The sequence below is a fragment of the Dolichospermum sp. UHCC 0406 genome, from assembly GCF_009712025.1.
Classification (GTDB): domain Bacteria; phylum Cyanobacteriota; class Cyanobacteriia; order Cyanobacteriales; family Nostocaceae; genus Dolichospermum; species Dolichospermum lemmermannii.
In genome coordinates, this window is the sequence record NZ_VILA01000047.1 from 1 (window position 1) to 10800 (window position 10800).

Below are 10800 nucleotides of genomic sequence, written 5' to 3' on the forward strand. Positions count from 1 at the left end.
AAGTCTTAGTTTTTACCTATAGTTTCTAACTATAGTCTTTACCAATACCAGTGTGTTACCATCCTGTTTTGTGCCATATTCAATAATTTATTGACTGTATTTTTTAGTAAAATACTGAGTCTTAGTTTTTCAGTGCTAAATATTTTATATTTTAACTATAGATTTTTGATATTCTGGTCATGTGAAGATAATTATGTAAAGTCAACTTTATGTTTAAGGCTGGCTTTACTGCAATAGCATGGCAAAAAGAACCAAGTTTATAAAACTTTTAGAGCGACGAAGTTTAACTCAAGAAAAGTTTGTGGAACTTGTACAGGATGCCTGGAGTACCATTTCTGGGCGTTCATTATCTCGTCAGGCTGTCAGCAGTTGGGTAAATGGTCATGCAGTTCCCAAACTATCCCCGGCAGAAACCCTAGCAATCATCGAAATCCTTGAATGTACTCTGACTGAACTTGCACTGGCTTTTTCTCATGATGATTCTTAATCTTGACAATGTAAGGTTAACCTTACATACTTTATATAGATGTAAGCAGGTGCGCTATGAAACTACCAACAACATTTCAGGAACTCGACCTCACCGGATTTGATATTGAAATTAAGCAGTACAATAGTATTACTAAATCAATGGTTGATATCGCTTGTGCCGTGTTGAAAAAGAATCAGGTGGGTATTGTTATCCGTAGCGTACAATCGGCTTTAAAATATATTTACGGTATTGGTGGTAGTTCTGACACGGTTTGCGATTTATTACGTCAGTGGCGGACTGAGAACATGGCACTTAAAAGAAATGAAAAAGGACTGATTTCGGCAATTCTGGAGTCTGTTGATGACGGTGTACTCGATGTGTCCGATATTCCGGGGGATTATTTAACTGCTATGAACCAATGGGCGATCGCTGTTTATAAACTCGCTTACCAAAACGCCGATTCCTCTATTTCCGGTGATAAGGTTAAATATTTGACTACTGAGAATGAATTGTTAAAACAACAACTTATAGATTTTCCGAGTTTACAACTTGAACTTAATTTTCATAAAGGTGAATGTGAACGGCAGCGCAACGAGCTTAAAGAAGCCTATATAAATCTTAATAAACAACAATTAGCTGATAGTGAAGAGGTTCGGACTAAGTTGGAGGGTTTATATCAAGAACGTAATGATTTGATTGTGAAAAACAATGAACTTGGTAAAAAGTTAGCACAGTTGCAAACTCACTTAGAAGAAGCGAATACTACTATTACTAATTTACAATCACAACATAGTTCAACAAATGGCAAAGTTGCCGTAGTAATTAGATAATCAATAGGGGCATTTTGCTCCTGATAATTAATGCTATCGCTTTTAGGTGCTGTTCTCTTTGGGATTATACCATGATTTCAGCACAAGAATTACAGCAATCTCTCAAGCATTTTACTAGCACTGACAATTATTACCGACATTTGTTAGGTATTCGCTACACCGACGGTATTCAATATTTAGCACAGGAAGCCCAGTGTTATTGGTTAATTGATGTGATTGCCAGTCATCAAACCAAACGATTATTAGCTAATAAAATGCTCAAAGATTTCCAGCTATGGTATTTGATGGTTGGCGAGGAACATGAATTCATTAAACCCAAACCTCATCATCAAGCGGTTGTAACTTGTTGGGGAGATACACCAGATCCAGAAATTACGCCATATATCAGACAGGATATTGAGTTTACTGATTTTCCCTTACCCGAAATCAAACTTTTTCTTGTTCAGGGTGTGTTGATGTTACCTGGGGAATATTGATGAAAGAAATGGCTTTGGTTGCGGTGCAATTACCGTTTCTTGATAATGGACACCATCAACGAATTAGTGAATGTCCTAAAGACAGATTTTCGGCGGTTCTTGGTTGTTCAGGTAAAAGTTATGATGTGATTTATCATAACTCTTATGTTTACATTACCATCAGATTTTGTTTGTCTAAAAGAAAAGCGGAATCTTTAGCTAACAAATTGAATCAAGCACTCGACGACTGGCAAAGTAAATAGCATTATGGTGGGGTAACTCCCACTATTTAACTATAGCATAATTTGTTATTCACAGTATCAAAATAACATAATTTGTTATTGATATCTACATTAAATTTAACATTTGTAACATTATGATTTTTATTGAGAACTAAGTCTAATTAAATATTGATTCTCATAAAAATATTAATGTTTATATCCAGTATTTATCTAGAAAATGTCTGGGGAAAATTAGTTTTAACAACTTAAAATTCCCTGTTAAATTTCTCATTTTTAGTTAAAATACCCAAAGTTGAAATGACGAGGATTTGCAATGTTTTTAACTGCGAGTAAAGCTGCTTCTCATATCAGAGGCGTTATCAAAGACTATAATTTCTGGGGGCAATCTGAAAGTGATTCTCCTTTGAAAATCAGCACAACTAAGGCTGTTGTAGATAATGAAAAAATCCTGTCTTTGGATAGGTCACTGCGTACCAAAAATGCTGGAGTTGCTCCAACTAAAGAGTTCTTGGAAACCAGAACGGTTGTTCAAAAGAACTTAGACGAAGTATTTAAACCACTGGCTTTAAATGCGATTGAGGCATTGAACGATCAAGGCGAATTACTGGATGCGGGAACTGCAAGTTTGGAAACGTTAGCAGCAGAAGCAGAATCAGTTGAATATTATGTACAACTGTATGCAGCGTTTAAACAAGTCACCAATCCTAAAATCTATTATGTTGATGCTCCTGCTGACCCCAGTGTGGGAATGTTTATTGTGGGAACAGTGGGAACGGAAACTGTTTATGCCAGTGCATTGTTAACTCAGACTTAGACCGCTTTTATGACCTCGGACTACAAGTTAGTTCGGGGTTATTTTTTGAAACAATAGGAATCTACAAATGCCAACAACAACAGCAGGAATTTTACAATTTAGTCAACCAATTTATAAAATCACTGAATCCGGTGAATGGTTGACAGAACAGGTACAGGTATTACGTAAAGATGGGGCAACAGGGAATGTATCAGTTAAAGTTACTGCCAAAACTGAAACTGCCACCGTAGGTAAAGATATAGATAAAATTAATCAGGTTTTAACTTGGGTAGATGGTGATGTAACTCCTAAATTTGTCAATATCAAACCAATTCAAGATATGTACACCGAAGGAGATGAATTTTTAACATTATCTCTTTCTAGCATTAAAGGTGCTAAATATGCCCCAGTAAAAACTGCTCAATTGGTGATTTATGATCAAGCATTACCTGTGACTGTGCTTCAAGCAAGTGCAATTAAGGATTCTGATATTATCTCTATTTATAATTCAGTTCCTGGAAATAACACTGGTGTTAAATTTGGAGATTTTAAGAATTGGTTATATCAGGAAATAATTGCAAGTTTACCAACAACACCGACAACACCAACACCAACGCCTCCGGCAGGTTCGTGGGTACAAGTGGCTGGAGAAGGGGGTGCTTTTACTGTCGGCGAGTCGCAGCACGTTCGTTATGGACGCAACAACACCTGGATTGAAAAAACAGTGAGTGGGTCTGGGACTTGTGATGTCGCCTTCTTTGGTTCAGACCCCTTGTATGGTGTTGTCAAGGTCTGTGAGGTGTTTATTCCATCTACACCTGCACCAACGCCTACACCTACGCTTTTTGATAAATCTTATCAATTAAATATGGCTACTATGTTAGCCAATGGTTTGAGCATTTTGGCTAATAATGTGACTGCTGGAATAGATTCATTAGGTGAGCATCTGTCCTTTGTCAAAAGATCATCTTCTTTAACCATCAAGGGCATAGAGGAAAACTTTAATTCCGATTTCGCCATAGAAATTAAATTAGCAATTGATCCCCAATATTCTAATATCATGGGAGTTGAGCCAGACGGATTATTAAATCTGCGCCCAGATGGCTCGAATTGGTGCTTTGATGTTGGTGTTGGGCAGAATAATGTTATTACAATCCCAAATTCTGTATCTGGTATTAATTCCCCAGACACCATCAAAATAATTAGATCCAATAATGTAGTAACACTAGATGTAAATGGAGTCTTAGCCTCAAAACCAGTTACGCAAACATACAACACTGCAAATGGACTGGTCATAGGAAATTTCCAAAGTTTTGACGGTAAATTATACGGACTAAAAATATTTACTTGGTAATTACCAAACTGATTTTAACTACACAAAAAATAAATTAGTAGTTGGTGGTAATGCGAATTATCAAATGTATGGTACAGAATTTTCAATTAATTTTACTATGATTTAGGGTTTTGGATTTTAGATGTTTAAGATCCAAAACCTTAATTAGTTAAGCAACCTTAAATAAATACCCAATTTCAGGAATTTCACCAGCACGTTTCCAGCCAGTAGTATTACTCCATAATGGAGTGATTGTTGTTAATCCTTTGGAGATTAATTCTGATTCAAATATTTCCACAGGTTGATTATCAATATTCATAAACCAACTGCGATTATTTGGGATTAATAATTCTGTGGGAATTGGGGGAATTGGCGGACTATTATGCTTAATTGCTTCAATTATTGGCAATGTTGCTGGGTCAGGTTGAATATCAAAACCTTTAGAAAATTTGAAAGTTGGTTTGCGTTTAGCATCAACATCAATTTGTTCACCAGTCCGGGGATTTCTGGCTTTACGTTCTGGTAAATCTCTAAAGGAAAAAACCCCAAATTTATCTATTCTCACTTCCTCACCCTCACGAAGAGAAACTTGAATAAATTTATAGAAAGATTCAAGCACACTTTTTACAGTTACTTCACTGTATCCTGTGGATTGTTGCAAATATTCGGATAGGTTGGCGTTCATATTCTCGTATCATTTAACAGCATCAGATTATGATTTAATTATTACTCAAAAACAGGTGAATTTGACAAGTGGTAACTAAGATTTTTTGGAATAATTCAGGAGTCAGGAGTCAGGAGTTAGGAGTCAAGAATTAAGAATCAGGAATCAAGAATCAAGAATTAAGAACCAAGAATCAGGAATCAGGAATATTGGTGATAGCAAGAATATAGAGAAGCCAGTTCTTCATCAATTACTAAGAAGGATTCCAAAACTCTGATTCACTCTATATCCTGAATCCTTACGATTATTTTAAGACTATTTAAAAGTTAGAAAATCCTTGATATCCTCTTTGTCCATATTGGGATCAAATAATGTCAGTTCACTGGTTTTCCCAGTTGCAGTCACAAACCTTGTACTATAAGCCAACATAGTTTTCGTAAGTCCTGGGGGGTAATAAGGACGATATTGTTCGCCGACTAATCCTAGATGATGCCAGCCAAATTGTTGTTTAGCATCAGGAAATTGCATCTCAATTGCTAATTTTTGTTGACCTCCCTGCTCTATAATTTTGGAACGGATTTGTACTGTCTGACCTATCCAAGGTGTTGCTTTAGGGGCAGACCAACTACCATGTTGAACTGCGTAGTGGTAGTTTATTGTGATGATTAAACCTTTAAAAAATCAAGAGAGGCGATCTACGGCGGGCGTAGTCGGCGTAGTCATAGCTTTTGGCAGTGCGCTACGTGCGATCGCTAAAATTCAGCCAAACGTAAAAACACCGTAAAAATTATGTATAATAGATAGCGAGATTGCAAGCAATTTTAGGCATTCTCCATACATCAAACTTTTTCTGTAGTGTAATCATGAAGTTTCCTCTAGCTTTTCTTGCTATTCCACTTGCATTTATTATTCAGCAGGGTGCTTTCGCACAAATTTTTAATCCCTATTTGAAGTTACGTGCGCCAAGAGCAGACTTTGAGTTTGCAGCATTTACTTCAAAAGGAGAAATGATAGAGATTCAAACCGATACTGTGATTAGCTATGACGACGGCACAGTAAAGTTCTTGGCAAGAAGAAGATATATGTCATCAATTGTAGGGGTAGACATTATTGTGGCGGATTGTTTTAATCGCAATAGAGTTATGTTTGTTTCAAGATATAACCCTAATTCAAAATCATGGATTGACAATCCTAATCCTGAATGGTGGTCAACAATGAATAGTCCAATAACTTCCTTTGTTGCAACGAAAGCCTGTGCTTACCGATGATGAATAAAGAACGGCTAACGCCTCAGTGATTGTGATGTTAATTTAGGAGTAGTCTTAAAAATATAGAGCCAAGATACATATAATTCCGGCAAGATGGAATTCTATAAGACTTCCTATTCCAAAAAGAAGTGCTGGGGCAATGATTCAGGTATTTGTTTGTTCAACACCTGGGAATTAAGAACGGCTAACGCCTCTTGAGTGGTGATGGAAATTAGGAGTAATCTTAAAAATATAGAGCCAAGATACATATAATTCCGGCAAGATGGAATTCTATAAGACTAAAGCGATTGTAGCAATGATTATCTGTGAATCTTAGTTAACTAACTCTTGACTTTCAGGTTTATACATCACCAAAAATAAGGCGTTAGCCTTGCTTAATTATACCATGAAAAAATTCAAAAGTCAACAGTACCTTAACTATTTAAGAGGTAGCTTATTAATCATCAAAACAACCCTTTAGTTAGGCATTATCTTGTATCCTTTAACTCCCTCCTTCTTTTGTGAGAGTATTTGCATTTGATTCAGAAGGCCGAGAATATCTGTAAAAACTCTAATCACCAGGGAGATGGATTTCTAAATGCAGCGGCAATTGCCGCAATATTTATGAGGATTAAAACACGTTAACCTCAAAAAAATAACAAGCAAAGCTGAGTAGGTTAATGCCTAATTAGGCGAGAAAAATAAACATTAACAACGCTAGTTCTCGAATTAGCGTTTTTTTTATTGGAGGAAAATATGAAAAGACGCAAACAACCAAACATTACTCTTGTTGTTGGTATAGCTGGCATTTTTGTCAGCGGATCTGTTGGTGTAGTAGTAGCAAAGCATATTCTTTCTGTAGTTGAATCATCTGACTGCGGAGCATCGGTAAACTTCAAATCTTCTCCATCATCCTTTTTGGAATTTCAAATTAGAAAAGAGCCTTGTAGCAATTCCCCTGAAACAACAGCTAAATAGGAAATACATTTAAGTAATAGCTGAAAGCTAAGTATCACAATGCTTTCAGCACTTATTTTAATTCCTTACCGTATATTCCCCGGTTTTGGTACAGTCTAGCCAGATATAAACGAAGAAGACTTTATTAGTTGTATAAAATCACTGGAAATCATAAAGAAAGAGAATAAATCCCTTCCTTTATAACTTTGTTAATCTACTAAATCTTTCCCCATTTGTGACTAAAGCAACTAACAGGACATTTTCCGATTACTTCAAAAAATTTCTCTGTGTTGTTATTAGTGCTACTAACTCCAGATCCAGTTCCTCGTAAGGGAATAAAAAGTCTGTAAAGATCGCCACTGTGTTTTTGAATTGTTACTTTCATTCCTAAAAATTTTGATAATTCAGATCGCAAAAAATCTGTACTTTCTGGATCAAAACCTTGGGTGTTAAAGTAAATTCCTTTATCATGCCAATTTCCATCGTCTACATACCATCTCAAAATTAAATCTTTTGTCAAAACTAAATCTTGTGGAACAATCTTTTTACCATCTGGATACCATTTATTTCTTAACTCTGTAAATAGATTATTAGATGGACTTCTAAAAGAAACACGATGGTATGATTTATCTGTTCTTTTGTCATAACTATCACCTACTTGTAGCTTGCAAGCAGCAAATGACTCTGTGTTATTTATAATCCATTGAGCGTAGTCTTCATGTTTCGTAACAAAGTTGAAAGTAGCATCTCGATTACAGTCTTTTCCTGTTACAAAAATACTTCCATCACCTAGCAAGTGACCTTGAATTAAATCCATTTCCTGTTTAATGCAATTTGTCAAAAGCACATCACTGTGGGGATATCTTTGGCGATGATGACCAAACTTTTTTACAAATTCGCGGTAGCTTTCATTCTTGTAAGAAAATAGACTCTCTTGCTCATATTGCGTTTTTTGTGGCATAATAATTTTGCTCCTATGTTGGACAAACAACTAATGGAGTAGTCGTCTTGACTGAGTGTTGGCTCACTCTTTCAAGGCGCAGTTACTATTTTTAGTATACACTATTTTATTAAAATTCTGTAATTTTAATATTAAAATAAACTAATTGCAAAATTATTTTTCATCTAAAATTTGATTATTTTGCTTTAAATGAATTGAACTATTAAGAAATCGTAGTATTTTTTAAGGCTTCAACGAAAACTCCCGGTAATTGCACTCCCTTTAAAATAAATGTTGTCAGAATACTTTCGGTAATCTTTTTCAATACTTCAATGGCGTTGATTGTTGTCGGTATATCCACAGGAACGATTGCACCATAAGCACTAGAAATATTCCCAAATTGGGATTTAATTGTGTCTTCTTTATAATTATTTTCTTCTTTATTAGATAACAATTTCCCGGCTTTTCTAAATAGTTTTTTGACACCGTTAATTGTTGGATTAACAATCTTGCTTTTCAGAAACTTCAACAGTCCTGATTTATCCTTGTGTTCTTGTCTCGCTTCTGCCCTCGCTGCTTTGGATTCATCTTTACCTAAAACCAATTCTTTGATTTTTTGTAAAGCATCCGCAAGTTCTTCTTTGACTTTATCTAGGAGTCCTTGAAATATATTGACAATGTTGAGGTTGTCCTGGGGAAAATCAGCGAACTGCTTGCAGCAGCGCTTCGCTATCGCAGATGGAAATTCCTGTTCTGTTTTCTCTCTAATTGCTACAAAATGATTCCTTACTTCCTGTGGTACAGGGTCTTCTTGTTCATCAAATTGGGATAATAAACTATCATAAGCATTGAGCATTAATGTTTTTAAATCTTCAATTTGTTGAGAAAACCAATCTTTATTTACTTGTTCTACAGATTTAATTCTGTCATAAACTGAATCATCGTTATCATAACCACTACTATTAATATTCTTCCAATTAATCAATATATTATTAACTTCTACGGCTGCTTTATAAGTTTCGATATTCGCTGGGCGTTGTCCAATTGCATCAAGTTTTTGTTGTCCAACAGCACTTGGATTACCGTGTACTTTAGAGTTGAAAACTTTGTTTACACCATAACAAGATTGCAAGATTTCCGCAGAAGCATAGCCAACTTCATCGTCTAATTCTGATTTAGAAAAGTAATTAATAATCGCTTTTAGTGAAGGTAAATTATCTTGCGAGTAAACTACTGGTTGAATTGAATCAAACCAATCCTCTTTATTTGACAAAGCTTGCACAACTTCTGTGGGGACTCTTAACCCACCCTTGTTTACCCAAATTCCATCGGTTATTTGACTTAAAACTTCTTCTGGTGTCATGGTCTATCAATTTAATTTAGTAAATAAAAATATGTTAAGGATGCTAATGCTATCGCTTTGGGGTTGTGTTGTTGTTAGTTAATATCATGACCACTGCATTCGTTAAACGTACAGGAATCAACCCTTTAAAATCAATTGAACTCACTGTTGAGCAATTAAATATACTATTCAATGAACCCCGAATTACTGGAGTTGTTGATATTTCAGATTCAGGTAAGTTAATTGTTAGCTGTGAAGACGGCTTGGCTAGGATGATTGGGTTTTCTGATAATGAAATAATTTGGTTTGACAGTTATTCAGAACAGGATTAATGAAAAAGGGAATAGGTATGAGTCAATCTATTCCCAGCACTTCATCATCTATTAACTGAAATCTAGCCATTGTTTGATTTTAACATAATCACTAATAAAATCAAGCTTTATATAGTGAAATGAAGATTACAAAAATCATTGATGCTATCGCTTTTTAGTCTTGGTGTTTTTGAGATTTAATGATGAATAAAATCAATTTTGCGGGTATTGAAGGCAAGGTTTTACAAGTTAGTCCACATGGAAATTATCAGGTGGTGGAACTTAGCGATAGCGAAGCGCTCCGCAGGAATCGCATTACCATTGTCGGCACTTACTCGAACAAGTTTCATTGGCCAGAATCCACCGATGAAAGCTCAGGATTCACTAGCTTTATCACTTACATTGGTTTGAAACAACAAGAGTTCCCCAGATTTAGAGATTGGGTAATTGTCAATAATGGCTATTTCGAGGGAGACGACGGCACACCCCGACAATCCAAACGAGTCCGCAGATTTCCACTGGAGATTAAGGTGAGGGGGTTACTCGCTGAATCTGTTGTTGAGTTGATTCATGGGGAAATTGGATAATGCTGGAAAATACAGGTGACAATTACCTATTAAGGTGATTGAGGATTGAAACCAGCAATAACAAATAGCAAACACAATAGCGTTATTGATTATCGGTAATGCTATTGCTGTTGTTTTCTGAAGATGGTTATATTATAGAGGATTTAAAGATGATTGGAAAATTATTTACCACTGGCATTGGTATTTATCAAATGTATCCTGGCACTGAAAATAAATGGATTGCCCAAGTTGATTTTGAGGATGAAAGTCATGCCCAATTAGGTGGTGTAAAGGGGACTTTAGCAACTAAATATGGTGATAATTTATTGGAGTCTGTGAAAACAGTTAAACAGGATGCCCAGAATTTGGGAATTAGAATATTGTCATTGCCTAATACTAAATTCAAACTCTATGTTAAACGATTGTTTGTTGATAATGCTGAAGTATGGAAACAAATTGAATCTGTAGGTAAGGAACTTGATTTAGAAGTTGTGTCTTGTTTACCTGAATAAGTGTTTGATTTGCTGGCAGGGGAAACGCATCTAAATTATCTTGACAGAATACTATATTAGTGCATCAATATGGGAAAATATCTAACTTCATTCAAAATCTGATAAATTCCTTTATTAAAATTATAAAAATTTCATAAAT

Annotated in this window: 15 protein-coding genes; 11 read left to right on the forward strand and 4 right to left on the reverse strand. The window is 35.4% G+C overall.

All coding sequences use genetic code 11. The features are described from left to right. The first annotated feature begins 238 nt into the window (after positions 1–238). From FJR09_RS24260 to FJR09_RS24285, 6 genes are all read left to right on the forward strand, one after another. The gene (locus FJR09_RS24260; protein ID WP_168652775.1) at positions 239–487 is read left to right on the forward strand and encodes a transcriptional regulator; all 249 of its coding nucleotides are present in this window, start codon (positions 239–241) and stop codon (positions 485–487) included. A gap of 56 nt (positions 488–543) precedes the next feature. Further along, complete coding sequence (locus tag FJR09_RS24495; protein WP_174782872.1) at positions 544–1299, forward strand: hypothetical protein; 756 nt, start codon at positions 544–546, stop codon at positions 1297–1299. 71 nt (positions 1300–1370) lie between these two features. Then, a complete protein-coding gene (locus FJR09_RS24270) occupies positions 1371–1775 on the forward strand; it encodes a DUF6876 family protein (protein ID WP_168652774.1) in 405 nt (134 codons plus the stop codon). Positions 1776–1783: 8 nt separating this feature from the next. Further along, positions 1784–2017, forward strand: coding sequence for a hypothetical protein (locus FJR09_RS24275; protein ID WP_168654223.1), 234 nt, complete (start codon positions 1784–1786; stop codon positions 2015–2017). Between the two features lie 292 nt (positions 2018–2309). Further along, complete coding sequence (locus FJR09_RS24280; RefSeq protein ID WP_168652772.1) at positions 2310–2810, forward strand: hypothetical protein; 501 nt, start codon at positions 2310–2312, stop codon at positions 2808–2810. Between the two features lie 67 nt (positions 2811–2877). Next, positions 2878–4143, forward strand: coding sequence for a Calx-beta domain-containing protein (locus FJR09_RS24285; protein ID WP_053541489.1), 1266 nt, complete (start codon positions 2878–2880; stop codon positions 4141–4143). Positions 4144–4291: 148 nt separating this feature from the next. Here the strand turns inward: FJR09_RS24285 and FJR09_RS24290 are convergent, their stop codons facing one another. Both FJR09_RS24290 and FJR09_RS24295 read right to left on the reverse strand, forming a co-directional pair. Then, positions 4292–4807, reverse strand: a complete 516-nt coding sequence (locus tag FJR09_RS24290; protein ID WP_053541488.1) for an HU family DNA-binding protein — start codon at positions 4805–4807, stop codon at positions 4292–4294. A gap of 294 nt (positions 4808–5101) precedes the next feature. Continuing rightward, positions 5102–5314 carry a hypothetical protein gene (locus FJR09_RS24295; RefSeq protein ID WP_168652771.1) on the reverse strand — a complete coding sequence of 71 codons (213 nt, stop codon included), beginning with the start codon at positions 5312–5314 and terminating at the stop codon, positions 5102–5104. A gap of 281 nt (positions 5315–5595) precedes the next feature. On the opposite strand from FJR09_RS24295, the gene FJR09_RS24300 reads away from it, so the two are divergent. Next, positions 5596–6054 carry a hypothetical protein gene (locus FJR09_RS24300; RefSeq protein WP_168652766.1) on the forward strand — a complete coding sequence of 153 codons (459 nt, stop codon included), beginning with the start codon at positions 5596–5598 and terminating at the stop codon, positions 6052–6054. A 735-nt stretch (positions 6055–6789) separates the two neighbouring features. Then, on the forward strand, positions 6790–7011 hold the full coding sequence (locus FJR09_RS24305) for a hypothetical protein (RefSeq protein WP_168652770.1): 222 nt from the start codon (positions 6790–6792) through the stop codon (positions 7009–7011). 196 nt (positions 7012–7207) lie between these two features. On the opposite strand, the gene FJR09_RS24310 is transcribed toward FJR09_RS24305, so the two are convergent. Together FJR09_RS24310 and FJR09_RS24315 are read right to left on the reverse strand one after the other, a co-directional pair. Beyond that, entirely contained in the window at positions 7208–7951 is a 744-nt protein-coding gene (locus FJR09_RS24310) for an LAGLIDADG homing endonuclease (RefSeq protein ID WP_015081646.1), read from the reverse strand. A gap of 202 nt (positions 7952–8153) precedes the next feature. Next, complete coding sequence (locus tag FJR09_RS24315; RefSeq protein WP_168652769.1) at positions 8154–9293, reverse strand: hypothetical protein; 1140 nt, start codon at positions 9291–9293, stop codon at positions 8154–8156. Between the two features lie 86 nt (positions 9294–9379). On the opposite strand from FJR09_RS24315, the gene FJR09_RS24320 reads away from it, so the two are divergent. From FJR09_RS24320 to FJR09_RS24330, 3 genes are all read left to right on the forward strand, one after another. Beyond that, positions 9380–9604: a hypothetical protein gene (locus FJR09_RS24320; protein WP_168652768.1), complete on the forward strand. Its 225-nt coding sequence runs from the start codon at positions 9380–9382 to the stop codon at positions 9602–9604. A gap of 179 nt (positions 9605–9783) precedes the next feature. Continuing rightward, positions 9784–10170, forward strand: coding sequence for a hypothetical protein (locus FJR09_RS24325; RefSeq protein WP_148762677.1), 387 nt, complete (start codon positions 9784–9786; stop codon positions 10168–10170). Between the two features lie 149 nt (positions 10171–10319). Then, the gene (locus FJR09_RS24330) at positions 10320–10661 is read left to right on the forward strand and encodes a hypothetical protein (RefSeq protein WP_254433208.1); all 342 of its coding nucleotides are present in this window, start codon (positions 10320–10322) and stop codon (positions 10659–10661) included. The last annotated feature ends 139 nt before the right edge of the window (positions 10662–10800 follow it).

Bases quoted from the DNA above. Each gene is read 5' to 3' on its own strand.
- FJR09_RS24315 (WP_168652769.1), bottom strand. From the start codon at position 9,293: ATGACACCAGAAGAAGTTTTAAGTCAAATAACCGATGGAATTTGGGTA.
- FJR09_RS24285 (WP_053541489.1), top strand. From the start codon at position 2,878: ATGCCAACAACAACAGCAGGAATTTTACAATTTAGTCAACCAATTTAT.
- FJR09_RS24290 (WP_053541488.1), bottom strand. From the start codon at position 4,807: ATGAACGCCAACCTATCCGAATATTTGCAACAATCCACAGGATACAGT.
- FJR09_RS24280 (WP_168652772.1), top strand. From the start codon at position 2,310: ATGTTTTTAACTGCGAGTAAAGCTGCTTCTCATATCAGAGGCGTTATC.
- FJR09_RS24260 (WP_168652775.1), top strand. From the start codon at position 239: ATGGCAAAAAGAACCAAGTTTATAAAACTTTTAGAGCGACGAAGTTTA.
- FJR09_RS24325 (WP_148762677.1), top strand. From the start codon at position 9,784: ATGATGAATAAAATCAATTTTGCGGGTATTGAAGGCAAGGTTTTACAA.
- FJR09_RS24320 (WP_168652768.1), top strand. From the start codon at position 9,380: ATGACCACTGCATTCGTTAAACGTACAGGAATCAACCCTTTAAAATCA.
- FJR09_RS24495 (WP_174782872.1), top strand. From the start codon at position 544: ATGAAACTACCAACAACATTTCAGGAACTCGACCTCACCGGATTTGAT.
- FJR09_RS24305 (WP_168652770.1), top strand. From the start codon at position 6,790: ATGAAAAGACGCAAACAACCAAACATTACTCTTGTTGTTGGTATAGCT.
- FJR09_RS24310 (WP_015081646.1), bottom strand. From the start codon at position 7,951: ATGCCACAAAAAACGCAATATGAGCAAGAGAGTCTATTTTCTTACAAG.
- FJR09_RS24275 (WP_168654223.1), top strand. From the start codon at position 1,784: ATGGCTTTGGTTGCGGTGCAATTACCGTTTCTTGATAATGGACACCAT.
- FJR09_RS24295 (WP_168652771.1), bottom strand. From the start codon at position 5,314: ATGCAATTTCCTGATGCTAAACAACAATTTGGCTGGCATCATCTAGGA.
- FJR09_RS24330 (WP_254433208.1), top strand. From the start codon at position 10,320: ATGATTGGAAAATTATTTACCACTGGCATTGGTATTTATCAAATGTAT.
- FJR09_RS24270 (WP_168652774.1), top strand. From the start codon at position 1,371: ATGATTTCAGCACAAGAATTACAGCAATCTCTCAAGCATTTTACTAGC.